We start from the raw sequence: 25,929 nt of genomic DNA, 5'->3' as shown, positions 1-25,929 counted from the left end.
TCTTCAGGCCCAGGGGGTTCGCGCCGGCGGCCACGTTGCGCAGACCCTCACGCACCAGGGCCTGGGCCAGGATCGTCGCGGTGGTGGTGCCGTCACCCGCGACGTCGTTGGTCTTCTTCGCGACTTCCTTGACGAGCTCCGCACCGATCCGTTCATAGGAGTTTTCCAGTTCGATCTCTCTGGCGATGCTCACACCGTCGTTGGTGATCGTGGGGAGACCGAACTTGTTCGCCAGAACGACGTTGCGACCCTTCGGACCGAGCGTGACCTTGACCGCATCGNCCAACCGGTTCATGCCGCGCTCCAGGCCGCGCCGAGCCTCCTCATCGAAGGCGATCATCTTTGCCATGCGTGATGGTCCTCTCAGGGGGGCAAGCCTGCGCGGAGAGGTACCAGTCATCGATGGGGTGCCCGGCACCGCGGGCGGTGCTCGGCGTTCATGCAGGCACCCGTCGCACCGAGGATTGGCACTCGACCTCGCTGAGTGCCAGCCACTGTATAGCCCGCGGAACCTCCGAAAACGAGGTCACCACCACGTCGGAGCCGCGTCCGCCGCCATCCCACCCTGAAGTGGGGCCCTGCCGGGAAGGCCGACCCGCGGCTGAGGGAACGGCGGTGAGCGCCGGTGCGAGGTGCCGGGTCAGGCGGGGGACGGACCGGCCGGGGCGGCCCTGACCCGGAGGGTGAGCAAGGTCAGGTCATCCTTCTCCACCGCGCCCGACCCGCGCTGGGTCGCCAGGTGGGCGCGCAGCTCGTCCCGGGGCGTGCGGGCGACCTGCCGCAGTCCGGCCGGATCGTCCCGGGCCAGGGTGAGCAGCCACCGGGCGACCGCGTCGGTGGCGAGGAACAGGGTGTCGCCGGCCGTCAGCGGGCCGGCCAGGTAGCGCAGGCCGGTGCGCAGGGCACCGTCGATCATGGCCGGACTGCCCGGCACGAGGTGCGGAGTGTCGGTGAACTGCTCCGGCCCGGTCAGCGGAAACGTCGTGATCTCGGCGTCTGCGCCGAGCCGGACCAGGCAGCAGTCGCCCACGGCGACCGCGTCCCACCCGGTTCGACCGTCGGGGCGCCGGACCAGTTGCAGCCCCAGGAAGGTGGCGTAGGCGGTGGTGACCGCGCCGGGCCCGTCGTCGAGCCAGCTCGGCCCGACCGCCTCGGGCGCCGTCGCGGACCACTGCTGTGCCACGGCGTGGAACCAGTCCCGCAGCTCGGTGCCGGTCGGCTGCACCGGCGGCGGTCGACGGATATAGGCGTGCACGAGGGCACGCGCCCACAGATGCACGTCTCGGCCGGCCGACGCGCCGTCCGCGACGGCGAACCGCCCCGTCCGTTCGCTCGCCGCCGCGCCGTCCTCGATCGGGTCGATCGCGTTCTTCGGCAGGCGCAGGATCCCCGCGCTGGTCCGCAGCGGCCCCTCCGGCCGAGGGACGGCCGACTCACCTGCGGTCATCGGTCAGGCTCGTGCCGACTCGCAGCGCCAGGACGAGGTCGTCGGGCGCCNCGTTCGCCACGAAGCCGCGGGCGCCCGCGGCCAGGGTGATGTCGTTGGTGTACTCCGCCCGCTTGCGCATCTCCGCCGGCACTTCGCTGGAGGTGTCGAACAACAGGCGGGCGAACTCGTCACCCACCGGCAGCTCGGTGGAGCTGGCCGGGAAGCGCACGGAGACCGACATGCCGTCGGACAGGCTCACGTTGAACAGCAGGAGGTTCCCGTCCCGAGTGTGCAGCGACCGTAGCCGACCGGCCCACGTCCGCACCGCCTCGCTGTCACCGTCGGTCGCCATCCCGTCGGTGATGTTGATGACGATCGGGGGATGCGAGCGCTGGTGACCGGCCGCCCAGCCGTTGGCCAGGCGGCCGGCCTGGTTGAAGGCCGCGCACATCGGGGTCGGGCCGGTCGCGAACGGCTCGACCCAGACCGGCTTGGGCCGGCCGTCGCGATCCTCGTGCCGGAGGATCGAGCCGAACAGCTCCGGGATGGACGCCAGCCACTGGCCGGCCAGCGGTCCACCCAGCAGCGAGCGCACCTCCTGCCCGTAGTAGCCGATCACCGCCAGGTCGTAGTAGGCCCGTGGCGTGGGCTCGGTGTGGACCTTTCGGCAACGGCGCATGATCATGGCGATCGTGTCGTTGACGATGTCGGCCAGCAGTTCGGCCCTGGAGACACCGGGACGACCGCCGACCGGCAGGTTCATGGAGTCGGACTGGTCCAGAAGGAAGATCACACAACCTGGGGTGGTGCGGTCGATGGACTGGGAGTAGGGCACGAACCATCTCCTCGCGGTGTCACGAAGCGTCAGAGGGAACGGCGGTCCGGGCGTTCCCCGAGCGCGGGGACGGGCCCGGCGGCCAGGGTCGGCGCCGACGGATCCACCACCACGTCGGGCCAGGGATCGCCGGATTCGACAGTCCAGCGATGTGCGCAGTGCCCGCAGTCATAGGTCGCCGTGATCGCGTGATCGGTGCTACAGCGCGGGCACATCGGATCGTTCAGTAGTCGCCAGCCGAGGGACGGCGGCGCCGCTGGTCGCGCGGGCGCGTAGTCGTCGTCCGAGGCCCCCTCGGGCGGTGTCTCGGGGAACGGCTTCCGTGCGGGCCTTCCGTACTCCGCCTCCACCTCGTACTCCGCCTCCACCTCGCGTGCTGCCTCCGCCTCGTATGCCGGGCCTGCCTCGTACGGCGAGCCGGTCTCGTACGCGGGTTCGGTGTCGTACGCCGTTTCGGCGTCGTACGGCGGGGACGCCTCGCGTTCCGCGAGTCCCTCCGGCTGCGCGGGGAGGGATCCCGACCTTCGGGCGCCCTCGGTACGAGCGCCCCCCAGGACCAGGTTCGTCATCGGTATCAGAGCGACCCCCACCGCGAACAGGACAGCCCAGCCGAGCGCTCGACCGCTGCGGGTGTCGTCGGCCGTCGCCCGCCGGGTCGCGTCTCGCAGCCGGGATGCCTTGTCGCTCCCGGCAGTGTCGCCGTACACGGCAAAGGAGGACGGCAGCTTACCGGCGGCGTCCCGCAGGTCGCCGGCAGCGACCAGGAGAACCCCGGCCGAGCGCAGCGCCTCGGCCTGGCCGGGCTTCAGCGCCAGTTCCACCACGGCGCCGGCCCCGGTGGGCGCGGCCTTGTAGACGGGCGTCTTCTTGTCCACCGGCCACGTGCTGTCGAAGTGGAGCGGGCCGGAAAGTCTGAGCACGATGNCGCGCTGCTGATCGGCAAAGCACGGGGGTTTGGCACCCTGCCCGGAGCCGGTACCGAGGGGATGGTCCGGCTCACAACGGGGATCCTGCGCGGGTCTTCTGTCCGCCGGAATCGCCTTGACGTTCGACGGGTAGACGGAGGTGGGGAAATCCACCTGGCTGGGCNCATCCGACGGCGGTGCCGAGGACGCAGTCCTGCCGACCAGGGCAACCAGTTCGTAGGCGCGGGACTCCGATTCCGCCACCTGAGCGGCTCGGGACGGATCTGTGGTCACGAAGGCCCGGGGCGCCGGCGAAGCCGAGGATCCGCCGGTCAGCAGCCCGGTCACCGCGATGACCAGTAGCGCCGTGGCGACGACGGCGATGTGCACGCGGTAGGCCCGGACATGGTCCGCGAGAGTCGGCGAGCGGCCGGGCGGCCGGGTTGGNGGCGAAGCGGGATTCTGCATGGAGCCGTCCTCAGCGGGCCGGAACGTCAGGAGANCGGAACGTCAGGAGATCAGAGCCAGGGTGACAATCAGAACGGCCAGGGCCGCCAGAACGAGGACCGTGCGACCGAGCCGACGTCGTGGGCGGGTGCGCGGCGGATGGGACGTGGGGGCGACGGCGGGCCCCACGGGCGGCGTGGAAATGATGGTCGTGCCCCTGCTCTCCTCGGCCTCGAACCATTCACCGCCGGTTTCCACCGGACCTTGGCCGGGTTCCTCCCACCAGCGGTCCCCGTCGTCCTCGGCGCCGTCATTCCCGCCGACCGGTGTCAGGGCCACCTGCGTCGTGGAGCCCTCGGCCAGCGCCTTGNGATGGCTCTCCAGCAGGGTCGTGAGGTCGCAGCCCGGGTCGGCCGGCCCGTCACAGAGTTCGCGCAGCAGGGNCAGGAGCTGACGGACTTCCCGGTCCGAACTGCCGGACAGNCGGTCCCACAGGGAGGTCCTGCCGGGGCGTGCCAGATCGTTGTCGCTGAACACCAGGTTCTCGCCGTTGTGATAGCGCTCCCAGAGTTCCGGGTCGGCGGNCAGCGCGCGAAGCGACGCATAGATGACCAGCGCGGAGAACGTGTCGGTGGTCCGGCCCCAGTCGGTCCGNCCGCGGCGCGGATGCTGGTAGTGCCGGTGCCCCGTCTCGCTCGGGGGCAGGTGGGCTGTGGACNGAAGCCAGACCCCGTCGAGGTCGACGGCCTTCAGCTGTCCTTTCGGCGTGACGAAGATGTTGTCCTGCTGGAGGTCGCCGTGCGCGATGTCGGNGGCGCCGAGCGCGGAGACGAACGCCAGCCAGTCCTCCGCGGCCGCGAGCAGCCTCCCGGGCTCGTTCTCGACCGCGTGCTCCACGTGGTTGGCCAGCGTGNGACCCTCCACCCGTTCCATCACGATCACCGGCCACCACTCGCCGTCAACCTGGACGCCGCGATCGATCCACTCCGCCTCGGCGAGCCCGGCGAGCCCGGCGAGCCCGGGGTTGCCCGCACGCCGAGCGGCCAGCTCCGCGTAGCGGGCCGGGGCGCCGCTGCCGAGGTCGCGGGTCGGGCAGCGCAGCGCCACGCCCTCCGTTCCCCGTCGGCCGAAGAAGACGACGGCCGAGGCGCCGAGCGCGTGCAGAAGCCCGCCGGACGCCTCCCGATCGAAGGTGATCCCCTGGAGGCGCGGGTGCTCGAACGAACCGCGGGAGACCGCCGCCTCGAACTTCCCGTCGTCCGGCCAGGAACGCACTCCACCCACCATCAACTCCGAAGGAACAACGGATACGAACTAACGGTGGCTGAACGCGAAGTAGACCGGAGGATGAGTCCGGAATCGGAGCAGCTTGAAAAGACCGCCTCGTGATGGNCGGGTCCAGGAACACTACCCTGGCTGCTGTCTGGCCTCTGTACAGTCGAGACGGACTTGAGAAACGATCAGACCCCCGTGTGAATTACTATAGCCGAGGCCCGGCGGGAACGTCCACCTGTGATCCGCGGGCTGCTGATGCCCGTTGACTCCATCCGGCAGCCCAGCCCCTCGGCGCCCGGTTCCGCATGTATGGGCTNCCGAGAAGAGGTGTTGGGTCGACGTTGAGATCGGACGATGCGGTCATGTTCTCCCCCGNGAGACAGCACAGCGAGCTCCGCTTTTGATGCTATCGCATCTACTAAACCATGGTCGCGGGTGCGCTGGAGCGGGAAGCCGGTGGCGGTCCCTGATCGCGGATTGGGTCGCTCACCGGGGCTTCGGCAGAGTTGCTGGTCGGCAAACCGGGTCGGTGGTGCGGACGTACGCCGGCGAGTGGACCGGGCAAGCGGCCGAGGGGGCGGACGAGCGCGGGCCGTCGGGCGAGCGCGGGCAGGCAGCCTGACGCTGCCGATCGTCCACCCCTTCGTCGACCGGGGTTCCCTCGTCGACCGGGGTTCCCTCGTCGACGACGGTCCCGACGCGGGCCGCGGCCCGTCGGGCGAGGGCAGTCGTCCCGCTGGACCGACGCCGCTTTGATCGCCTCGATGCCGGGAATGCGTGACCCCGGCGGAATGACGGGTAAGAAGCGCTGGATCGTGGGTGCACTGCCGCGACGAACTTTCTGCGGCCCGATCGGACGTCGAGCCGGATCACGCCCTGGTGAATCTCTCGGCGAGGCGAGTCGGCCTGCCGTGCAGCCCTTGGCCCTCGATGATGCACCGTATAAGGAGGATCGTCGCGGCCGCCTACCGTAGGCTTGGCCGGCTCGCGGCCGCGGGCGCCGGCGGGTCGAACTGCCGAGGAGGGGTTGAGGAGAATGTCATGGGTGTATTAGACGGCAAGGTCGCGATCGTGACCGGCGCGGGCCGGGGTATCGGCCGGGCGATCGCGCAGGAGTATGCGCTCGAAGGCGCCCGCGTCGTCGTCNCCTCCCGGACCGCGGGGACGGTCAGCGAGGTGGTCGACGGCATTCGCGCCCGGGGCGGTGACGCGCTGGGCATCACCTGCGACGTCGGCGTGNCGCAGAACATCCGCGAGATGGTCGACCGCACCGTGGCCGAGTACGGCGGCGTGGACATCCTCGTCAACAACGCGCAGAGCTTCGGCACCCGCGACCGGCCGCGTGCCTCCAGCGAGCCGACGAACCTGGAGGACGTCGACGAGGCCGAGTGGGACTGGAACTTCGAGACGGGCGTCAAGGCGACGCTGCGCGCCATGCAGGCCGTCTTCCCGTACATGNAGGCCGCGGGCGGCGGGCGAATCCTGAACTTCGGGTCCCGCCGCGGCATCATGTGCAACGCCGAGTCCGCCTCCTACAACTGCAACAAGGAGGCGATCCGTGCGCTGAGCCGGACCGCGTCCAACGGCTGGGGGCAGCATGGGATCACGGTGAACGTCCTGAACCCGGTCATCCTCACCGATGCCGCCGAGGGCGTCTTCGCCGACCACCCCGGGGCGCGGGAGGCGGCGCAGGCNCAGATCCCGCTGCGGCGCTGGGGTGTTCCCCGGGACTGCGCGCGGGTGGCGGTGTTCCTCGCCGGGCCGGACGCGAGCTACCTGACCGGCATGACGTTCATGGTCGAGGGCGGCCTGACGACGCTTCCCTAGCGTCCGTCGGCAACGCCCGTCCCGTCCTGCCGGATCGGCGGACTGNGCACACCGATGTCGAGCGTGCGGACCCACCACCTGGCGTGGACCTGGCTGGTTGCTGCGGCGACGTCGGCCGAACAAGATGCCCGGCGTCGCCGCCGTTCGGATCGGCCCGCTCGCCGCGGTGGCCGCGCCGAGTCATCGACCAACCCGCCGGCAGGTACCGGTGTTCGGCTTTCCGTAGGCAGACGCAAAACCGTTGGTCTCGTCGGAGGCGTTTTACCGGAGTGGCTCGATGGCCGGCGTTGCCAGCCTTCGTTCGAGGTGGATTGAGGGGCGTCGAATCTCCGGAGAATAGCGCCTGTCCGGAACGGGGCGACGGAATGCAGGCGGAAGAAAGATCGGACGAGAAGGTATTCCCGTCGGAAGCGCGTTCCGGTGGCGCTGGCGCACGGACTGGTCCGCGGCATGTGCGCAGTGTCCGGTCGGCGCCGGGATGGCGGGTGCGAGGACGGTCCGCCGAATCCGAGGGCACACGCACCGACCGTCAGCGCGGGCGGCGTGGGCGACACTCCCGGCGGGCGGGATCCTCGCCCTCCTGGCCGGCCGGCCGACCTGCCCGGCGCTGGGTCTTATCGCGGTCATGACGACGCTGGCGACGCCGAGCCACAACGCGATGGACATGTGCCCGGGTGACGCCTGGGTGGATGTCGTCGGTCTCGACGCCTACGAGTTCTACTTCAACAACTGCGATCCCGGAAACATCGGGTCCAATAACCTGTATCGCCCACTCGGTGGTGACTGCGTCTACGTGAATCCCAACGCAGCCGCACGCTATAAACAGCGCTACTCGGCGAACTAGGCCCGCCGAAACGCTCACCGCCCGGTCGGCCCGCGGCCTNGGTCGACGGGCCGACCCGGCTCACCGCTTTACCGGCTCGGGTCCGGACGTCGAGCGAGGCCTGCCCAGGTCGGGGGCCGGTATCGGGAACGCGACGGTGCCGGCAGGCGCGGCAATCGCTACAGTTGCACAGCGTCCCCGCGGGCGCGGTAGATCTCTGACCAGGCGATAGCCGCACGAAGTTGGTGGTGGATGTTTTCGACAAGCGCTAGGCCGACCGCTCGGACCACGCGGTACGCGGCTGCTGTGATCGTGTTGCTGCTCTCGGTCACGCTGCTCGGTGCGTGCGGCGGCTCGTCGGGTGGCTCCGGGAAGAACGGCGTCCGTACGTCGAGCTCGGCGGGCACCGACACCGACTCCGAGTACTCCGGTTCCTGCCCCACCTCGGGTAACACCAAGGTCTTCGCGAAGACGCGGTTCGCGCTGCATTCCGGGCTCGCCCTGGGCGCCTTCCACCGCTACATCTACAAGCCGACGAAGAACGGCGCCTTCGCCAAGGGTGCGCCGAAGCGGACACGGAGCTTCGCCAAGGCCGCGGTGGCCGGGGCGTTCACGGTCCACGAGCTCAAGGTGGCCAAGCGGTTCGCGCTGGCCAATCCGACGCTGTGTAACTCGGTGCAGTCGATCAGCGACAAGTTCAGCAGCCTGACCGGCAAGCTGAAGAACGGCACCGCGACGCAGGCCGACATCGACGCCGACGAGAACGCCTTCGCCGCATTCCAGCAGGGCGCATCCAGCAACGGCTTCGGCTTCAAGGAACGGAACGCCACCGTTCCCGGCGCGGCCTGACCCCGCCTGGATCATCCGCCGGTCCCGCCGTCCGAACCGGACGGCGACCGGCACCCCACGGCCGGGCCGGCCGCGAGTTCGCTCTCGCGACCGGCCCGGCCGACCCAGCCCGTTCAGGCCGTCTGATCAGCCTGCCCGGTTGCCACCGAAGCCCCGGCCCGGCCACCGCCCAGACCGCCTGCACCGAGCCCGCCTCCGCCGAGGCCGCCGCCTCCGAGCGCACCACCGAGGCCGCCACCGCGGCCGGTCGTGGTGCCGGCGCTGGGCAACGGGGTCGACAGGTCGGCGAGCACCACCCGATCGCCGACCTTCACCCCCGAGGTGATCTGCGTCAGGGTCGTTCCGGCCGCCCCGACACCGACGATCGTGGTCGTCGCCTTACCACCGCGCACCACCGTCACGGTCTGTATCTGGCCCAGGGATCGCAGGGCCGAACTGGGCACCGCGGTCGCGTTCGCCGCCTGAGCGATCACGATGGAGACGTCGGCGTCCGAACCGGAGAAGATCCGCTGGCTCGCCCGGTTGAGCGAGATCGTCACCGGATAGCTCACCGAACTCGACGCCCCCGAGCCGCCGCCGTTCGAGCCGCTCGTCAGCGAGGACGTCGGCAGCAGCCCGATGCCGACGACCGTGCCGGTCAGCGCCGTGGCCGAGCCGTCCACGATCGCCGACGCGGCCTGACCGACGTGCACCTTCGCCAGGTCGGAGTCGGCCACGGACGTCTCGACCGCGTAGGAGGTCCCGGCGCCGATCACGGTGATCCCGGAGCCCGCGGAGGCCGTCGAGGCGGCCTGGACGGACTCGCCGACGGTGAGGCCCACCGCCCCGACCGTGCCCGCCAGCGGACTGACCAGAGTGGTCTGGACCAGGTCGTCCTTCGCCTGGACCAGTGCGGCCTGCGCCGCGTCCACTGCGGCCTGGTCGGCAGCGATCTGTGCCGGGGAGGCCGGCGCGCCCTGGGCACCGCCGCGCGCCGAGGACGCCGCCCCGTTGGAGCGCCCCGCTCCGGATCCGCCGCCGGCGCCTCCGGAACCGCCGGCGCCCCCGGAACCGCCGGCGCCTCCGGAACCGCCGGTGCCACCGGAATGAGCCGACCGAGCGCCGCCTGCGCCCCCGGTACCACCCGCAGCTCCTTCGCCACCGCCACTCACGCCGCCTGCACCACTCACGCCGCCTGCACCACTCGCGCCGCCTGCACCACTCGCGGTCGCCGTCCCCGCGGCCGGCCCGCCGGGGTTCGCGCCCGTGGCGGTCGATCCCCCTGCGGACGGGGTCGCCGCGGAGGAACCGGAGGTGGGCGCGAGGGCGACGAGGGCCTCGATCGCGTCACCGAGCGTCGCCTCGTCCTGGGTCACCGCCCCCTGGTCGGCCGACACGAGCTGCTGGTCGGTAAGCACGGTGCTCAGCAGCGCCGAGCAGGCGGATGCGGCATCTGTGCCCGCCGCCGTCCCCGTGGCCACCGCCGTCCCCGTGCCCGTCGCCGTCCCCGTGGCCGCCGAGACGGACGAGGTCGCGGGTTGCGCGCCCGACCGCTGCACGGTCTCGATCACCCGGAGCCCCGAGGTCGACGAGGCCGACGAGGCCGGCGCGGCACTCCTCGAGGCGGAGGCGCCCGTGGTGATGGGTGCCGGGCTCGCGGCCGGTCCCGACGTGGCCGGTACCGATGTGGCCGGTCCTGCAGTGACCGGTGTCGAGGGGACCGGTGCCGACGCCGTCGGTGCCGAAGTGGCCGGTGCCGACGTGGCCGGTGCGGGGGAGTTCGACGTCGGCGGGTTGGTACGGAGCGGCGGGGCGGCGGGTGCGGACGAGTCGGCATGGGCCGACGGGGCGCTGCGGACCACGCCGCCCGACCGGCCCCTGCCCGCCGGGGTGGAGCCAGCCGGACCGGCCGCCGTCGCGGGCGATCCGACCGTCGCGGACGGTGTGGCCGTGCCGGGCGTCGCCGTCGCGTCGATGTACGCCGCGCAGGTCGTCTTCTCCTGACCGAGGTCCGTCGTGGCGACGGCGAGGTCGGTGTCGGCGGAGTGCTGCGTGGCGACCAGGGACTTCTGCGCCTGGGTGATGGCGGCGCGGGCGGCGGCGACGGCGCCGCCGTTCCCCGCCGTCGTGGGGCCTTCCGCCGTGGAGCCTGACCTTGCCGGTCCGGAGGCCGTGGGGCCGGAGACCGTGGGGCCGGACACGGTCGGGCCGGATGCCGTCGGGCCGGATGCCGTCGAGGTGGGCGGGGTCGGGGTGGAGGTCGTCCGGTCGGTGGGCCGGGCGCCGCCGGTCACCAGGGAGATCGGCTGGATCGTTGCCGGGCCGCCCGCGTAGGAGGCGGTGGAGCCCGTCGCCGTGGCAGACCCGGTGCCGCCTTCGCCTGCCTCGTCGGAGCTCAGCTTCGCCTGGTCGGAGGCAAGCGTGGCTGTGGCCGCATCGACCGCGGCCGACAGCGCGGCGCCGTCGAGAGTGGCCAGCGTCTGCCCGGCCTCGACATGGTCACCCGGGGCCACGGCGACGCTGGCGACCGTCCCCGAGACGGGGAAGGTCACGCTCGCCTGGCTCGCCGGCGAGACGACACCGGTCGAGTCCAGCGTCTGCGCGACGGTGGCGCGCACCGCCGTGGCGGTGCGGTAGTCCGGACCGGAGGACCCCGTCGCCGCGAGCGTCGCCGAGCCGGCGGCGACGACGATCACGGCGACGACGCCGATCACGACCCAGGTTCGGGCTCCCCGCCGGCTGGTCCGGGCCAGCGCCCGGCCGAATCGTTCACCCATTGGCCGTGCCGCCGCCCGAGCCCTGACGCCCCGAGCCCTGGCCGCCCGAGCCCTGGCTACCCGAGCCCCGACCGCCGAAGCCCCGGCCGCCGAAGCCGCCGGTGCATCCCCCCTGCTGGGCGGCCGGGCGGACGCTGATGGAGGTGGCGGACACCGCGCCGGTGTCGTCGGCCTTGCCGACGGCGGTCAGGCATTCACCGACGGCCAGGGCCGCCGAGGTGGCGCTGCTCGTCTCCTCGACGGTCGTCGACGAGCCCAGGATCACCGTCGAGGTGACGGTCGCGCCGGACGGCGAGGTGGCGGTGGGCGCCGCCGAGGCCGATGCGCCGACGCGGAGCCGCTGCGGACCCTGGACGGTGATGGTCGTGCCCACCACCTTCGTCACCGACCCGGTGACCACGGCGAACCGGCCGTTGTCCGGGCGACCCTGCCCGTTCGGACGGCCCTGCCCGTTCGGACGGGTCGTCGAACGGTCACTCGGACGGGCGGTGGGCGCGCCGGACGGCCGGGCACCGCCCGGGAACCCGCCGGCCCCACCGAAGGCGCGGCCGAAGCCCGCCGTGCAGCCGCCGGACACCGGCGCGCTCACGGTCACGGTCTGGGCGGTGAACGTGCTGCCCGGGCTGCCGCCGGTCACCGTCACGCAGTCGCCGACCGCGACGGCGGACGCCGTGGCGGTGGCGGTCCTGACGAATCTGGTGCTCGGTGTCCAGGTGACGGTGACCTGGCCGGTGGCGGGGTTCTGGACCTCGACGTTCGTCGCGGTGACCGCGGCGATGGTGCCGCTGGTGCCCGGCCGGCCCGCCTGACCCTGCCCCTGGGCGGAGCCGGCGGCCCGGCTCGGCGTGCTCGCCGCGGCGGCCGTCGCTCCGTCGGACCCGTCGGAACGGCCGCCGCTGCCGCCGCTGCCGCACGCGCTGACGGTGATGATCATTGCGAGCCCGATGCCGACGATCGGCCCCGCGGCCAGGGCGCGGCGATGCGGGCGGGACTGGCCCGATCGGACCGGGGCCATCGGATTGACAGTGGTCATGAGGTCGTCGCTCCTGACGGACGGCCCGGGACTTCCCACCCGGGCTGGGACGAGGCGCGCGGACAGGTGCTGCGCAGTCGAATGGCCCGCAGTCGAAAGGCCCGCAGTCGAAAGGCCCGCAGAGGAAAGGCCCGCAGAGGAAAGGCCCGCAGAGGAAGGGCCCACGGTCGGGCGCGACGCGGGCGGGTGCCGGCCGGTGTCAGTCACTGCGCAGCGCCTCGATCGGCGCGAGCCGGGCCGCCCGGGTCGCCGGGTACACGCCGAACGCCACCCCGATCGCGACCGCGATGACGATCGAGCCGACGGTGGCGGTCGGGGAGATCGAGATCGGATCGGAGATCAGGTGCGGCAGGATGGCGGCCCCGGCGAGGCCGAGCGCGGTGCCGAGCAGGCCGCCGGCGAGACCCAGCACGGACGCCTCGACGAGGAACTGCCGCCGGATCACCCGCGGGGAGGCGCCGAGCGCCTTGCGCAGGCCGATCTCACGGATCCGTTCGGTCACCGAGACGAGCATGATGTTCATGACGCCGATGCCCCCGACCAGCAGGGAGATCCCGGCGACGCCGGCGAGCAGCACCGTCAGGGTCCGGTCGACCGAGGTCGCGGTGGACAGGATCGACTGCTGGCTGGTGATGGAGAAGTCGGCCGCCGTGGGCGTCGTGATCCGATGCCGGGCCAGCAGCTCGTAGTCGGCCTCCTGGTAGGCGGCCGACAGGGTGTGGCCGGAGGTCGCCTCCAGGTAGATGTCCTGGACGGCGTTCCGGCTCACGCCCCCGGTGATCCGGTCGGCGGCGGTCGTGATCGGCACGATGGCCTGGTCGTCCTCGTTGGTGTTCGCGGACGAGCCGGCGGCGGTCAGGGTGCCGATGACCGTCATCGGCACCCCCGACACGGTGACGGCCTGCCCGACCGGGTCGCGCGCGCCGAACAGCTCCTCGGCGGTGGTCGCGGCCAGCACCGTCACGGCGGCGTGGTCGGCGACGTCCTGGCCGCTGATGAACCTCCCCGTGCCGATCGCGCGGGCGCGCACCGACAGCCAGTCGGGCGTGGTGCCGACGACCGAGGCCGTCCACGAGGCACTGCCGGCGGCCAGCGCCGCGGACCGGGAGGTCGTCGGTGCGACCGCCCTGATGTCGGGGGCCACGACCGTGGACCTCAGGGCGTCGGCGTCGGCCCGGGTGAGGGTCGACGCGCTGCCGAAGCCGCCGCGTACCCCGTTCGTCGTCGTGCTGCCGGGGGCGACGATCAGCAGGTTGCTGCCGAGCGCGTTGATCTGGCCCCGTACCTTGTCCTGCGCCCCCTCGCCGAGCCCGACGGTGAGGATGACCGCGGCGACGCCGATGAGGATGNCGAGCATCGTCAGCCCGGACCGCAGCCGGTGCGAGCGGACCGCCTCGAGCCCGGTCCGCACGATTTCCGCCCAGCTCACGTGCGCACCGTCCGGGACACTCGGGCGGATGGACCCGAATCGGCCGTGACCACGCCGTCGCGAACCTGCAGCACCCGGTCCGCCGCGGCGGCGACCTCGGCCTCGTGAGTGATCAGGACGATCGTGCGGCCGAGGTCGTGCAGGCGCCGGAACAGCCCCAGGACATCCTCGGTGGACGCCGAGTCGAGGTTGCCCGTCGGCTCGTCGGCGAGGATCAACGACGGGTTGGTGACCAGCGCCCGGGCCANNGCGACCCGCTGCTGCTGACCGCCGGAGAGCTCCGCCGGGCGGTGCTCGACCCGGTCGGCGAGNCCCACGTCGGCCAGCGCGTCGACAGCCCGCTGCCGGCGTTCGGCGCGCGGCCCCCCGGCATAGCAGAGGGGCAGCTCCACGTTGCGCCAGGCGGTCATCGAGGGGAGCAGGTTGAACTGTTGGAACACGAACCCGATCCNCCGGTTGCGGACCTCGGCGAGCTGGTCCTCCGACATGCCGCCGACATCGTCGCCGGCCAGCCGATACAGGCCCGACGTCGGGACGTCGAGNCAGCCGAGGATGTGCATCAGCGTCGACTTTCCGGACCCGGACGGGCCCGTGATCGCCACATATTCACCTTCCTGGATGGACAGGCTGACCCCGCGCAGGGCCGCCACCTCGAACAGCCCCGACCGGTAGGTCTTGCGGACGTCCGTCAGCTCGATGACGGCGGCGCTCGCCCCGAATTCGTGCGCTCCGAATTCGTGCGCCCCGGATTCCTGCGACGTGGAGTCGGTGGATGGGGAGTCGGATGAGGAGTCGGTCGGGGTCATCCGGTGGCCCGCCCACCGAAGCCGCCGCCGCCGAAGCCGGTGCCGGTGCCGCCGCCGAAGCCGGTGCCGCCGCCGAAACCACCGCCTCGGAACCCGCCGCCCGCGCCACCGCCGAACCCACCGCCGGTACCGCCCGTCCGGGCCCGGGTGGTCGAGCCGCCGACGACCGGGACGACGACCTGGTCACCGGCCACGAGCCCGGAGGTGATCTGGGTCTGCGCCCCCGAGGTGGCGCCGGTGGTCACCACCGTGGAGACCTGACGGCCGCCGCGCATCCGATAGACGACGGTCTGCGACCCCGAGGTGTGCAGCGCCTGACTGGGGACGGTCAGGACGTCGGAGAGCTGCCGGACGATGATCGAGACGTCGGCGCCGGCGCCCGGGTGCAGACCGGTCGGGGTGCCCGTGACGTTGATGGTCACCGGGTAGCTGGCGACCCCGGAGGTGCTGGTCGCGATGAGGCCGATCGTGCCCACGGTGCCGTAGATCGTCCCCGACCCGCCGGCGCCCGACAGACCCGCACCCGTGCCACCCGTCCCACCCGTCCCGCCCGAGCCGGCTGCTCCGCCCGAGCCGGCGATCCCGCCCGAGCGGCCCGCCCGGGCGGCGACGGTCGTGGCGCCGGTCGAGCCGGTCGGGGTGATGACGGCCTGGTCGCCGGTCTTGAGCTGGCCGATCGCCGTGTCGTCGACGGTCGCGTTGACCAGGTAGGAGTCCGTGCCGACCACGACGATCTGGGCACCGGACGCCGAGGACGACGACGACGTCAGCGAGGACGACGCGCCCGAGCCGGACCCGCCGCCGTTCCCGCCCAGGCCGCCCGAACCCGAGCCACCGCCCGAGCCGGAGCCGGAGCCACCGCCCGAGCCGGACCCGCCGGCGGATCCGCTGCCCGACCCGCCGGCGAGCTGCTGGCCGACGGTGAGGTTGACCACGGCGACCGTCCCGGCGATCGGCGACGTCATCGCGCTCGCGGCGAGGTTGCGCTGCGCCGCGCCCGCCGCGTCCTGCGCCGAGGTCAGCGTGGCCTCGTCGGCCGTGAGCTGCGCGCCAGTTACCCCCGACGCCTGGTCGGAGGCGACCTTCGCCTGGTCGTTCGCCACCGTCGCCCGTNCCTGGGCGGCCGTGGTGGCGAGCGCCGCCGAGTCGATGGTGGCGAGGGTCTGCCCGACCTGCACCTTGTCGCCCACGGCGACCTTGACCGCGGTGACCTCGCCGGACACGGCGAACGAGAGGTTGGCCTGCCGGGTCGGTTCGAGGGTGCCGGTCGCACTCACGGTCTGGCGGATCTGCCCGACGCTCGCCGCGACGAGCCTGGACGAGGCCGGCGTGCCCGCATCCCCGCTCAGGGCCCAACCGAGCAGGCCGCCGCCGACGGCGACGACGACGACGGCGGCAATCACGACGACGCCGGCACGGCCCCGGGGAATCCGCACCCGCCGCCCGGCGGACGACGGGTGGCGGGCACTCCGTCGTGTTCTACGATGGGACGACTCCGGCGGCTCGATGCTCTGCTGCGGCGCCGTTTCGTCTGCCGACAAGGACGACAAGAACCCTCCAGGATGACCCGCGATCCGGGGTGTGGCCACCGGAAGGCATGCAGAGGTTGAAATTCCGTTGTCTTTTTGGGTTTCCGGCGGGCAACGCCCGCGAGAGTTCGGTTGGGGCGGTCCGAACTTTGCCGGAAGATCCTAAAGGTTCACTGGTCGGATCCTGTGAAAATACTTAGCGAACCATTGGATTTCGGTCGCGNCCGCACCGAACGTTGAAGCTATGAATCACCTGTGAGTACCGGGGATGTGGGTACGGATCGCCTACTGGTTCGATCCAGTTCCCTTCGGCCCGTTTCCCGAGTTCCCGCTTGCCCGAGTTCCCGATGNCCGATGCCCGATGGCCAGGTCGGCCCGGCGCGCTGTGGGCCGGGCGCGGTACGTTGACGACATCCCACGCACTCGGGACGGTCTGACGCGGCGAGACGAGCGTGTCGTGGCGGAGCCGGACGCTTGGGCGTCGGGCAGTCCCCTGCGCAGGTCGCCCAGTTCTTCGGCGGCCTCGACCTCGTCGGCCCGGGCCTGCGGGTCGTGCACCGTTGGCAGCCCGCCGGCGACGTCGACGAGGGCCTGACCGACGCGCAGGTCGGCGTCCACGGAGCCGTCGCACGCAAGGGCTGACCGCCGCTGACGGCGGAACAGCCGGCGCGGTTCCGCGGAACCGCGGACGAGGTCGAGGCCGTCACCGGTTGACGCCACCGCGGGATACGCGCCGCAGTCGCGGCTACGCGAGCCGGGTGGCGACAGAGCTCAGAAGCCGGGAAATGCCACCCGAAGAAGGTCGACGTCCACACCGTCGGCCGCCAGGGGCGGGGTGTGGGCGGGGTCGAGACGGCCGTAGACCAGCCGGACGAACGCCTCTGCCGGCAGGCTCAGCCGGGCGGGCCGCTCCGCTCCGTCCCAGGGCCCCAGGTGCACGGCGTCGCCGAGATCGAGGGCGATCTCGCGGTCCGGGTCGGTGGTGGTGACGTGGATCCGGGTGGGGTCGGTGGGCTTGCCGGCGAAGCCGGCGATCATGCCGAGACCGTCGATGAGCAGGTCGACGGCGGTCNCCTCCACGGTGGCGGCGGGGTCGAGCATGACCGCGACGTCCCAGGTGTGCACGGCGTGCTCGCTCAGCCGGAGCCGGACGACCCCGGCGGCATCCAGGCTCATCGGCCCGAGCGCGACCCGCAGGCCCGCAAGCTGGGTGTCGTCGAGGGCCTCGTACGCCTCGACCAGGGCCAGATCGGCGGGCAGCACGTCGGCGGCCTGCGCGTCCGGGGTCCTGGCGTTCCACGTGTCCCAGACGGCGACGAAGGCGTCCTGGCCGGGGGCGTCCTGCCCGGCGACGGCGGCGTCGAGGACGAGCCGGCCGATCTCGGCGCCGGACCCGAGGTGGGACAGCACCTGGGCGATCGTCCACTCGTCGTCGTAGGAGGGCCCGCGCACGGCCTGGGCGTCGAGCGACCCGACGAGGGCGCGCAGCCGCTCGTGCGAGCGGCGCAGGCTGGCGATGACGGTGCGGGCGTCGGTCAAGGGGACGGCTCCTTCGGACGGAGGCCTCGGCGGCGGGGCCGGTGAAGCCGGNCGTGACGACCGCCCGCGGAGGTGTTCCCATCGTTCCAGGTGACGACGGGTTGCGCCGACCCCGGCCGCCGCGGAACCGTACTCGGCCGCCCGACGCGGGGCGCCACCCGCGTCAGGCGGCCGAGGGGTGTGGGGGTGGGTGTCAGGCGCACTGACCCGATCGCGGGCCGATCACGACGTTGCCCGTCTGCACCAGACTCGGCTGGTTGCCAGTGCAGCTCAGCGGCCCGGTGACACGGTTGTCGCGGAACTCGGGCACCGCGTCGTCGGGCAGTGGGCCGCTGCCGCTGTTGCCCGTGATCCGAACCGGGCCGGTAATGGTGTTCGCGGAGGCCTCGAGGCCGCCGGTGTTCGCGTCCACGGTCAGCGGGCCGCGCAGCGTGTTGCCCGCGCAGGGCGTGACGTCGGCGGCGTCGGCGCCGAGCAGGACGTAGCCGCCGGCGGCGTGGACCGTCACCGGGCCGGTGATCGTCGACCGGCAGGCGGTGAGGGCCAGCGCGCCCTCGGCGGACACCGGGCCGGTGACCTCGGCGCCGGTGAGCGCGAGGGCCCCGCCGGAGCGGACGGTGACCGGACCGACCTGCCGGCCGCCCGGTCCGACGCAGAGCGCCTGGCCGGCGGCGACCGTCAGGGGTCCGGTGCGCGTCGTCGTGACGCACGGCTGGCTGAACCCGACGGTGACGTCGGTGGATCCGGCCGTGGTGCCCGGCGCGAAGGCCGGGTCGCCGCTGTAGCTGGCCGTGATCGCGTGCGCGCCGGGCTGGAGACCGTTGACGCTGACGCCGGCCTGGCCGCCGGCGAGCGACGCCGTTGCCAGAGTGGTGGAACCGTCCAGGAAGGTGACCGTCCCGCCGGGGGTGCCGGCGGCCGGGTCCGCGCCGGTGACGGACGCGGTGAGGGTGACGGTCTGGCCGAACAGCGGCGTGGTCGTGCTGGCGGCGACCGCGACCGAGGCGCCGTAGCGGAACGACACCGTCGCGCGACCGTCGCCGTGGTTGACGCCCCCGACGAGCGCGGCGTCGGTCACCGTGGGTGCCGCGAAGCCGCTGCCGCCGCCACCGCCCGCCCCGGAGAAGTTGCCCGGGTCCCCGCCGCCGGAGCCGCCGCCGCCGCCGTAGTAGCCGCCCCCGCCCCCGCCCCCGCCGTTACCGCCCCCGGCGCCGTTGCCGCCGGGGCCGCCGCTGCCCGGATTGGGCTCGCCGGTCCAGGGATCGATGTCGCCGCCCGGGATCCCCGGGCCGCCCCTGGCCGAGTTCGGGCTGCCCGTGCCCGGCGCGGTCTGCGTGGCGCCGCCGCCGGCGACCCCGGAGCCCGCCGGCCCGCCGCCCTGGCCGCCGTCCTCCCCGGCGAGCCCGCCGCCGTTGCCGCCGTGCAGCAGCGGCCCGCCGTTGCCGGCGCCGCCGCCGGCGCCGGCCACCAGGACCCGGTCGCCCGCGCCGAACGCGCCGACCCGGACGTCCGAGCCGCCGCCGCCCGCCCCGCCGCCGCCGTGCGCCCCGCCGCCGCCGGCCCCGTGGCCGATGCCGCCGCGCCGGGCGAACTCGCCGTGCCGCGACGTCCCGGGGACGCCCGCGGCGCCGACGGTGAGCTGGAGAACCTGTCCCGGGCTGACGGCCAGGGTGCCGCTGGTCTCGCCGCCGAGGCCACCGGCGGCGCCGGTGTTCGGCGGGTTGGGGGCCACGAACCCGGCCGCGCTGCCGCCCTCGCCGCCGAACAGGTCGATGCGCACGCTGGTCACGCCGGCGGGCACGGTGAAGGTGTCCGTGCCCGCCGTGGTGTAGGCGCAGGTGGGCGGGGAGGTGGTGAGGACGCCGGTCGCCCCGCAGGTGGCCGTCCCGCCCGCGGCGTCCGCGACGGCGGGCAGGGGTACCGCGACGGCGACGGCCAGGACACCGGCCGCGCCGGCGATCGCGGCCAGCCGGCCTCTGGGCATGGTGATACGACGGTTCAAGGGAATCGATGTCGCCTTTCGGGTCAGATGCCGTCGTCGGCGCACAGCGCCCAGACGTCGGTGTAGGTGCTCGGCGAGCTCGCGCCGCCGGTGTGGCTGAACGCTGTCCAGTACGCCGCGGTGGTGGTGCCGTCACTGACGGGGCTGCCGCCGGAGGTGCTGGGGAAGCTGCCGTTGAGGTGGTCGCCGCCCGAACCCGGGCCGGTGNAGTCGGTGGTCGTCACGCTGCCGCCGCTGACGGCCGCACCGCCGCTGATCAGCTTCCCGTCCCCGGCGCCGCAGCCGACGGTGGCCGTCTGGCCGGTGGTCGCCGAGGTCGGCCCGCTCACCTCGCTGTAGCGGACCTTCACGGTGGCCCCGCTGACGTTGATGCCGCTGCCGCTGCAGATCGCGTAGGCGTAGGTCACGTTGCTGGTGCCGCCCCCGCCGCCGTTCCACCCGACGGACGCCCAGGAGTTCGGGTTGGTCGCCCCGTCGGCCGCCGCCTTCCGGCCGTAGTCATGGGCGGCGTCGTTGAAGGTGGGGAAGCTGGCGATCGGCTTGAGGCTGCCGATGCTCGCCGGGGTGGTGCGCGCGCCACCGCCGAGCAGGATCGTGTTCGCCGGGCAGGTCGCCACCACCAGGTTGACCGTCGATGCCGCCGTGGGGCCGCTGGCCTTGTTCATGACCACCTGGGTGTGGTTGACCAGGTTGCTGGTCAGGCAGGTCGCGTAGGGGGTGGTGGAGTACGCGGCGTCGGTCGCGCCCCCGCTGCCGCCGATGCCGAGCCAGTGCGTCACGTCGGTGCCGACGACGCCCGTGGTGCCGGTGTATTCGGTGCTGCCGTCGGAGCTGGGCTCGCTGCCCATCACGTGGTTGCCGTTCGAGGCCGAGCCGGTGCCGATGGCCTGGTTGACGCCGCCGCCGGCGGCGAGGCCGCTGGAACAGTCGGCGTGGGTCGAGATCTCGGCAAAGGCCGAACCGGGTCCGCTGGTGGCGCCGGGTGTTTTCACGGTGACGCCCACGGTGTTGGCGTGCGCGGTTCCCGGTACCGAGACGGCCAGCAGGGCACTGAGCCCCAGCACGACGGCACTGCCCATCGTGCGACGACGCAGGGTCATTTCCGCCATCAGATCCTCTCCTGGTGCGAGACGGCCTGCGCCCCCGAGACGACCGGCACGGGGCGGCCGGTGGTCGGCGGCAGCCCACGCGAGCAGGCGCGCATCCGCGGCTGTTTTCCGAGGTCAGGAGCCAGGTCGCAGCCGTCATGGCTGCGCGGATACGGACGTTAGCATCGAAAAAGTCCGTACACACGGCATGTTGGACGAAATTTGTGCGCAGATGAGTCTCTGTGACTCGTTGTGACCCGCTCCGGGGAGGGCTGCCGCTACCTGCGGCGCAGCGCGGCGAGGCAGAGGGTCAGGCCGGGGCCGAACGCCATCGCGACGGCGGTCGCCCCGGCGGCGAGGCCCCCGCGGATCTGGTCGAGGACGAGCAGGACGGTGCCCGACGAGCAGTTCCCCCGGGTCGCTAGCACCCGGCGGGCCACGGCGGTCTGCGCCGCAGCGAGGCCGAGGCGTTCCTCGACGACGTCGATGATGCGCGGCCCGCCGGGATGCACGGCCCAGCCCGCGACGTCGCCGCGGTCCGCGGTGAACGGGTCGAGCAGCGACGCCGTCGCCTCCTCGACGTGCTTCGCGAGGACGTCGGGCACCTCGCGGGACAGCCCCATGCGGAAGCCGTGGTCGGTGACGTGCCAGGTCATCAGGTCCTCGCTGCCCGGGGCGGTGGCGGCGGTGGTGTCGAGCACCTCCAGGCCGTGGGCGGCGTCGGGGACGAGCACGATCGCCGCGGCGGCGTCGCCGAACAGGGCGTGCGCGACGACCTGTTCCAGATCCCGATGTGGCTGCTCGGGCTGGATGTGCAGGGAGGTCAGTTCCACACACAGCACGAGCGCGGGCAGCCGGCGGGCCCGGACGAAGTCCGCCGCCGCGCCCATCCCCGGAATGGCGCCGTAGCAGCCCATGTGCCCGATCAGCAGGCGGCGCACCGAGGCCGGCATGCCGAGCTCGCGGGCGAGCTGGATGTCCAGGCCCGGCGTCGCGTAGCCGGTGCAGGAGACGACGACGAACAGCCCGACCTCGGCGGCGCTCAGCCCGGCGTCCGCCAGCGCGCCCCGCACGGCGCGACCGCCCAGCGCGGGCGCCTCGTCGACGTAGCGACGCATCCGCGCGGCCGTCGACCAGCCGCTGACGTCCTCCCGCCGCGGATCCACCACCCCGTGCCGGGTCCGCACCCCGGCGCCGAGGAACAGCCGGCGGGCCAGCCGGTCACCCCGGTACCGCCGTTCGAAGACCTCGTCCCACAGGCTCTGCTGGTCAAGGGAGCCGGGAAACGCGGCGCCCATGCCCGTGATGACGGCGGCGCTCAACGTCCCGGTGCTGGGCGTCCTGGTGCTGGGCGTCCGCGCGCTCGGCGTCCGCGCGCTCGGCGTCCGCGCGCTCACCACCGGGCCACGTCCGCGTCCGCCTCCGGGTCGCCGCCGAGTGCCGCGAGCCCCAGCCAGTCGGCGCAGACGTCGGTCGTCGCGGGCTGCAGGGACCCGCAGCGGGCGTCGCGGTAGAGCCGTTCGAGCGGGTGCCCGCGGCGGGTGACGGCGGTTCCGCACGCCTCGACGACCGAGGCGGCGACGTCCTGCGCCGTCCGGCCGGCGAGCAGCTTGGCTCGCCACACCCACCGGTTCGTCGACGCCGAGCCCGGGTCGGCGTCGACCCGGCGCGCGCACTCGTCGACCACCGCGTCCAGCGCGGCCAGTGCCGCGTCGGCATGGCCGAACCGGGCCCGCACGGCGGGCAGCGCCGCGAGGCCGCCCGGCATCCCGGCCGTGCGCCTGGCGCGGGCGTGCGCGACCCCCGCGTCGAACGCGGCCCGGCCGACCCCGGCGTAGACGGCGGCGTAGGAGGCGACCAGCCACTGCGGCATGACCTGCGCCACCAGCGAGCTGAGCCCCTCCAGACCGCCGACGAGCGCCTCCGCCGGCACCCGGACGTCGAAGCGCACATCGTGGCTGCCGGTGCCCCGCATGCCGAGGGTGTCCCAGGCCGGCTCGACGCGCACCCCGGCCCCACGCGGGACGAGAAAATGACTGATCCGCGCGGCCCCGCCGTCGGCGTCCGGTGCCGCGTCCGGTGCCGCGTCCTCGGCGCGGGCGGCGACGAAGTAGACGTCCGCGTGGGACGCCCCCGAGCAGAACGACTTGACCCCGGTGATGCGGTAGCCCCCGTCCTCGCGCCGGTAGCGGGTCCTCAGCTCGGACAGCCGGGACCCGGCGCCCCGCTCGCTCATCGCGACGGCGATGAACTCCCCGGCCGCGGCGCGGGCCAGCATGCGGTCGCGCGCGGCGAAGAACGACTCCGGTGCCCCCATCGTGCGGGCGAGCCCGTCGGGCGTCCCGGCCAACGCGCCCACGACCGAGGTGTGCATGTTCAGCACCAGGGCGGTCGCGCCGCTGCCCGCGGCGAGCACCCGCGCCGCGTCGGCCCAGTCGGCGAAGCCGCCGCCGGACCCGCCGAGCCGGGCGGGCACCAGCAGGCCGAAAAGCCCGGCGGCGCGCAGGTCGTCGAGGTCGGCGCCGGGCAGCTCCCCGTCCCGGTCGGCGGCGCCGGCACGGGCGGCGAGCGCGTCGACGACACTCCCGGCGAGCCCCGCGCCGTCCACGGCGGGGCCGCGAGGTGCCGGGATCGTGGCGTTCACAGGTCGTCCCTCCCGGTCTCGATCCTGGTTCCGACCGCCTGGTAGACGCCGGCGGTGGAGCCGGTCGGCAGCATCCGCACCGAGTCGGCCCGGCGGGCCAGCCAGCGGGCATAGTCGACGAGCGAGGGGCGAAGGCCGCCCACGACCGTCATCTCGATGCCGCAGCCGCCCAGCGCGCGGGCCAACCGGTCGGGCGCGACGAGCAGCCGAGGATCGTGGATGCGCGGCGGCGGCCCCCCGGGAAGGCGTTCGGCGACGCCCACCAGGGCCACCCGGCAGAACAGCGTGTCGGCGAGCGTGTCGATGACGAGCGTCCCGCCCGGGGCCAGCACCCGCGCGATCGCCGCGCAGGCCGCGTCCAGATCCTCGAGGTGCTCGAACAGCTCGCCGGCGACGACGCAGGGGAACTGCCTGTCCCGGAACGGCAGGCGCAGCACGTCGGCCTGGATCGCCGTGACGCCGTGCCCGGCGGCCTGCTGCAACGCCGGCGAGGACAGGTCGACGCCGACGTGCCGCCAGCCGGCGAGCCGGCCCGTCAGGGCCAGGGAGAGCAGCCCGGCGCCGCAGGCGAGGTCGAGCAGCGCGGCGCCGGGCTCGGGCGGGTCCGGGATGAGCCGGCCACGGGCCTCGGCGAGCCAGCGCAACGCGGCGAACCGCCCGTGCGTCGGCCACCACTCGGCGGCAAGATCGTCGTACTGGGCGGGATCGTTGCGGGCCCGCCGTGGTCTGCGCCGCCCCGCGACCACGGTGCCGGTCGGGATCGATGCCGGTCGGCCCNTCGACCTGTCCACATGTCTCCCCTTGGTCTGGAGAATCCGTTGTCCGCGGCTGACATGGCGACCGGTCCGACGCAGTCTGTGCTCTGAGTAGCGCTCAGGGTAATCATCGCCCAGCCCCGATCCAATGACCTGCACGGTGTCGNCTGGCCTGCACGGTGTCGGCTGGCCTGCCGGTGCCGGTGCCGGTGCCGGTGCCGGTATCGGTGTCGGTGTCGGCGTCGGCGTCAGGCCGGGCGGGTGCCGGCGGCGGCGACGAGCGCGACGTCGATCGCGGCGACCGCCATCGCGGCGCGGAAGGCCTGCCGGTCGCCGAGGCGCAGGCCGAGCCCGGTCAACCCGCTCACCGCGGCCAGCGCGCCCACCTGCCAGCCCCGCGGGTCCCCCGGGCCGAGCACCGCGACGACGGAGCCCGCCGCGAGCAGCAACGCCGCCGACGCGCGCACACCGGCCGGGCCGAGGCGCTGCGGCAGCCCGCGCACCCCCGTGCGGGCGTCGGCGTCGAGGTCCGGCAGGACGTTGGCGAAGTGGGCGCCCGAGCCGAGCAGCGCCCCCNCCAGCGGCAGCCACCACGGCGGCGTGGGGTGGCCGGGCAGTCCGAGGACGACGGAGGCGGGCAGCAGCGCGAACGAGACGGCATAGGGGGCGACGGACAGCGGCGTCGCCTTCAGCCCGAGGTTGTACGCCCACCCACCCGCGACCGCGGCGAGATGNGCCGACCCCGCCCGTCCGCCGGAGAGGAAGGACAACGGCACGCACGCGACCAGCGCTGCGGCAGTGGCCCCGGCGACCGTCCCCGGCGCCAGGCCGTCGACGACGATCGGCTTGTCCGTCCGGCCGCCGGCGGCGTCCCGGCCACGGTCAACGAGGTCATTTCCCCAGCCGACCGACAGCTGACCGGTCCCGACCGCCGTCGCCACCGCGACGACCCCGGCCCTCGTGCGACCGCCGGCGGCCGCGAGCGCCGTCGCGAACAGCGTCACCGCGACCGTCGGCTCCGGATGACAGGCTCGCACCAGCGCGACGATTCGCCCCCCTGCCAACCGGGGCGCCGCTCCCGTGGCTGCCTGCCGGCCTGCTTCCATGGCCCTTCCGGTGGCTGCTTGCCGGCCTGCTTCCATGGCCCTTCCGGTGGCTGCTTGCCGGCCTGCTTCCGTGGCCGTTTGCCTGACCGCTCGCAGGGTTGCTCGCCTGGGCGTTCCTGCGACCGCGCGGCTGACCGGTCCTGGCATGGGCGCGACCGTCTCAGAATCGCAGGCCCGACACACGCCGCACCGCCGCCCGGCGCGCCGGGCCTGAACCGTGTGTCCAGCTTCGTGAACCCTGGGGCACTCGGCGGCCGACCCGGTCGGCACGGGCCCCGGCCGCCGCCTGCCGGTCCGGATCTCGGCCAGATCGCGGCCAGATCATGCCGAGGCTTCGGCACGGTTTTTCGGCCGAAAACCGTGCCGAAGCCTCGGCACGTTTCCGTGCACGAATGGTTACCCGGTTCTCCGGGCGTCGCGGGTCTTCCGGGGGCCGGGAGTTGTCGGGCAGGTCAGGAGTCACCCGGCGAGCCGGCCTTTACCCGGCGAGCGGCTGTCAGCCCGCGAGCGGCTGTTGCCCGGCGAGCGGCTGTTACCCGGCGAGCGCCTGTTACCCCGCGAGCGCCCGTTACCCCGCGAGCGCCCGTTACCCCGCGAGCGGGCGTTACCGAGTGGGCCGGGCAGACGCTGGTTGGGGCGCGGGGGCACGGCGGTCGCGGCGCTGGATGACGATGAGGCAGGTGTCGTCGTCGGTGTCGGGCCTGGTGTGTGCGAGGACATGGTCGGCCTGCCGGGCGACGTCGGGCTGGCGCTGGGCGGCGATCCGCAGTAGGGCGGCCAGGGAGGTGTCCAGCCCGGTGCCGCGGCGTTCGATGAGACCGTCGGTGAACAGCAGGAGGATGTCCTCGGGGN

Annotated in this window: 16 protein-coding genes and 14 pseudogenes; 11 read left to right on the top strand and 19 right to left on the bottom strand. The window is 73.5% G+C overall.

Annotated features, from left to right (window positions below; all coding sequences use genetic code 11):
- Nucleotides 1-281 (bottom strand): annotated as a pseudogene (locus UK94_RS23975) (TCP-1/cpn60 chaperonin family protein); the annotation flags it as partial.
- 359 nt (nucleotides 282-640) lie between these two features.
- Complete coding sequence (locus UK94_RS23970) at nucleotides 641-1,447, bottom strand: hypothetical protein (RefSeq protein ID WP_011607526.1); 807 nt, start codon at nucleotides 1,445-1,447, stop codon at nucleotides 641-643.
- 4,374 nt (nucleotides 1,448-5,821) lie between these two features.
- On the opposite strand from UK94_RS23970, the pseudogene UK94_RS76435 reads away from it, so the two are divergent.
- The 7 genes and pseudogenes from UK94_RS76435 to UK94_RS23940 form a co-directional block, all read left to right on the top strand.
- Nucleotides 5,822-6,037 (top strand): annotated as a pseudogene (locus tag UK94_RS76435) (SDR family NAD(P)-dependent oxidoreductase); the annotation flags it as partial.
- Nucleotide 6,038: 1 nt separating this feature from the next.
- Nucleotides 6,039-6,130: pseudogene (locus UK94_RS63815) on the top strand (short-chain dehydrogenase); the annotation flags it as partial.
- A gap of 1 nt (nucleotide 6,131) precedes the next feature.
- Nucleotides 6,132-6,349 (top strand): annotated as a pseudogene (locus UK94_RS63810) (SDR family oxidoreductase); the annotation flags it as partial.
- Between the two features lies 1 nt (nucleotide 6,350).
- Nucleotides 6,351-6,585, top strand: a pseudogene (locus UK94_RS63805) (SDR family NAD(P)-dependent oxidoreductase); the annotation flags it as partial.
- Between the two features lies 1 nt (nucleotide 6,586).
- A partial coding sequence (locus UK94_RS63800; protein WP_235489544.1) for an SDR family oxidoreductase occupies nucleotides 6,587-6,718 on the top strand: 132 nt, incomplete at its 5' end.
- Nucleotides 6,719-7,343: 625 nt separating this feature from the next.
- Nucleotides 7,344-7,562, top strand: coding sequence for a glycosyl hydrolase (locus UK94_RS23945; RefSeq protein ID WP_055751604.1), 219 nt, complete (start codon nucleotides 7,344-7,346; stop codon nucleotides 7,560-7,562).
- A gap of 285 nt (nucleotides 7,563-7,847) precedes the next feature.
- Nucleotides 7,848-8,390 carry a hypothetical protein gene (locus UK94_RS23940; protein WP_231861398.1) on the top strand — a complete coding sequence of 181 codons (543 nt, stop codon included), beginning with the start codon at nucleotides 7,848-7,850 and terminating at the stop codon, nucleotides 8,388-8,390.
- A 113-nt stretch (nucleotides 8,391-8,503) separates the two neighbouring features.
- Here the strand turns inward: UK94_RS23940 and UK94_RS63795 are convergent, their stop codons facing one another.
- Nucleotides 8,504-9,301, bottom strand: coding sequence for an HlyD family efflux transporter periplasmic adaptor subunit (locus UK94_RS63795; RefSeq protein ID WP_055751603.1), 798 nt, complete (start codon nucleotides 9,299-9,301; stop codon nucleotides 8,504-8,506).
- 334 nt (nucleotides 9,302-9,635) lie between these two features.
- On the opposite strand from UK94_RS63795, the gene UK94_RS63790 reads away from it, so the two are divergent.
- The 3 genes from UK94_RS63790 to UK94_RS63780 all read left to right on the top strand — a co-directional run bounded on the left by UK94_RS63790 (nucleotide 9,636) and on the right by UK94_RS63780 (nucleotide 11,006).
- A complete protein-coding gene (locus tag UK94_RS63790; RefSeq protein ID WP_055751602.1) occupies nucleotides 9,636-10,373 on the top strand; it encodes a hypothetical protein in 738 nt (245 codons plus the stop codon).
- Between the two features lie 48 nt (nucleotides 10,374-10,421).
- A complete protein-coding gene (locus tag UK94_RS63785) occupies nucleotides 10,422-10,703 on the top strand; it encodes a hypothetical protein (RefSeq protein WP_231861395.1) in 282 nt (93 codons plus the stop codon).
- Between the two features lie 87 nt (nucleotides 10,704-10,790).
- On the top strand, nucleotides 10,791-11,006 hold the full coding sequence (locus UK94_RS63780) for a hypothetical protein (protein WP_235489507.1): 216 nt from the start codon (nucleotides 10,791-10,793) through the stop codon (nucleotides 11,004-11,006).
- Between the two features lie 132 nt (nucleotides 11,007-11,138).
- Here UK94_RS63780 and UK94_RS23915 read toward each other — a convergent pair whose 3' ends face one another.
- From UK94_RS23915 to UK94_RS63755, 6 genes and pseudogenes are all read right to left on the bottom strand, one after another.
- Entirely contained in the window at nucleotides 11,139-12,179 is a 1,041-nt protein-coding gene (locus tag UK94_RS23915) for a hypothetical protein (RefSeq protein ID WP_041939901.1), read from the bottom strand.
- 199 nt (nucleotides 12,180-12,378) lie between these two features.
- A pseudogene (locus tag UK94_RS23910) lies at nucleotides 12,379-13,528 on the bottom strand (ABC transporter permease); the annotation flags it as partial.
- 329 nt (nucleotides 13,529-13,857) lie between these two features.
- Nucleotides 13,858-13,919, bottom strand: a pseudogene (locus tag UK94_RS63770) (hypothetical protein); the annotation flags it as partial.
- A gap of 1 nt (nucleotide 13,920) precedes the next feature.
- Nucleotides 13,921-14,059 (bottom strand): annotated as a pseudogene (locus UK94_RS63765) (ABC transporter ATP-binding protein); the annotation flags it as partial.
- Between the two features lies 1 nt (nucleotide 14,060).
- Nucleotides 14,061-14,150, bottom strand: a pseudogene (locus UK94_RS63760) (ABC transporter ATP-binding protein); the annotation flags it as partial.
- Nucleotide 14,151: 1 nt separating this feature from the next.
- On the bottom strand, nucleotides 14,152-14,414 hold a 263-nt coding region (locus tag UK94_RS63755), incomplete at its 3' end, for an ATP-binding cassette domain-containing protein (RefSeq protein WP_235489505.1).
- Between the two features lie 2,003 nt (nucleotides 14,415-16,417).
- Here UK94_RS63755 and UK94_RS32990 point away from each other — a divergent pair.
- Nucleotides 16,418-16,585 carry an SAM-dependent methyltransferase gene (locus UK94_RS32990; protein WP_095212948.1) on the top strand — a complete coding sequence of 56 codons (168 nt, stop codon included), beginning with the start codon at nucleotides 16,418-16,420 and terminating at the stop codon, nucleotides 16,583-16,585.
- Between the two features lie 129 nt (nucleotides 16,586-16,714).
- Here the strand turns inward: UK94_RS32990 and UK94_RS63750 are convergent.
- The 10 genes and pseudogenes from UK94_RS63750 to UK94_RS63710 form a co-directional block, all read right to left on the bottom strand.
- Nucleotides 16,715-17,015 (bottom strand): annotated as a pseudogene (locus UK94_RS63750) (hypothetical protein); the annotation flags it as partial.
- A gap of 1 nt (nucleotide 17,016) precedes the next feature.
- Nucleotides 17,017-17,482 (bottom strand): maleylpyruvate isomerase N-terminal domain-containing protein (locus UK94_RS63745; protein ID WP_268761585.1); only part of this gene is annotated, 466 nt, incomplete at its 3' end.
- Between the two features lie 193 nt (nucleotides 17,483-17,675).
- Nucleotides 17,676-19,484, bottom strand: a complete 1,809-nt coding sequence (locus tag UK94_RS74890) for an Ig-like domain-containing protein (RefSeq protein WP_157734410.1) — start codon at nucleotides 19,482-19,484, stop codon at nucleotides 17,676-17,678.
- 1,366 nt (nucleotides 19,485-20,850) lie between these two features.
- Nucleotides 20,851-21,969, bottom strand: a complete 1,119-nt coding sequence (locus UK94_RS23880) for a type III polyketide synthase (protein WP_235489503.1) — start codon at nucleotides 21,967-21,969, stop codon at nucleotides 20,851-20,853.
- Nucleotides 21,966-23,216: an acyl-CoA dehydrogenase family protein gene (locus UK94_RS23875; RefSeq protein ID WP_200912892.1), complete on the bottom strand. Its 1,251-nt coding sequence runs from the start codon at nucleotides 23,214-23,216 to the stop codon at nucleotides 21,966-21,968. Before UK94_RS23875 ends, UK94_RS23880 begins: the two co-directional genes overlap by 4 nt.
- Nucleotides 23,213-23,962, bottom strand: a complete 750-nt coding sequence (locus UK94_RS23870; RefSeq protein WP_055751620.1) for a methyltransferase domain-containing protein — start codon at nucleotides 23,960-23,962, stop codon at nucleotides 23,213-23,215. The genes UK94_RS23875 and UK94_RS23870 overlap by 4 nt, the downstream gene beginning before the upstream one ends.
- A 257-nt stretch (nucleotides 23,963-24,219) precedes the next feature.
- Nucleotides 24,220-24,547 (bottom strand): annotated as a pseudogene (locus UK94_RS63725) (hypothetical protein); the annotation flags it as partial.
- A 1-nt stretch (nucleotide 24,548) separates the two neighbouring features.
- Nucleotides 24,549-24,705: pseudogene (locus UK94_RS63720) on the bottom strand (hypothetical protein); the annotation flags it as partial.
- Between the two features lies 1 nt (nucleotide 24,706).
- Nucleotides 24,707-25,077 (bottom strand): annotated as a pseudogene (locus UK94_RS63715) (hypothetical protein); the annotation flags it as partial.
- Nucleotides 25,078-25,681: 604 nt separating this feature from the next.
- Nucleotides 25,682-25,928, bottom strand: a pseudogene (locus UK94_RS63710) (SpoIIE family protein phosphatase); the annotation flags it as partial.
- Nucleotide 25,929: the final 1 nt, after the last annotated feature.

Origin of the sequence: Frankia sp. AvcI1, assembly GCF_001420875.1 — a bacterium.
Taxonomy (GTDB): Bacteria; Actinomycetota; Actinomycetes; order Frankiales; family Frankiaceae; genus Frankia; species Frankia alni.
The sequence above is the reverse complement of the archived record's forward strand: the minus strand, read 5'-3'. Positions and strand labels throughout refer to the sequence as shown.

Coding starts and splice junctions, on each gene's coding strand:
- UK94_RS23945 (WP_055751604.1), top strand. CDS start 7,344: ATGACGACGCTGGCGACGCCGAGCCACAACGCGATGGACATGTGCCCG.
- UK94_RS23915 (WP_041939901.1), bottom strand. CDS start 12,179: ATGACCACTGTCAATCCGATGGCCCCGGTCCGATCGGGCCAGTCCCGC.
- UK94_RS23970 (WP_011607526.1), bottom strand. CDS start 1,447: ATGACCGCAGGTGAGTCGGCCGTCCCTCGGCCGGAGGGGCCGCTGCGG.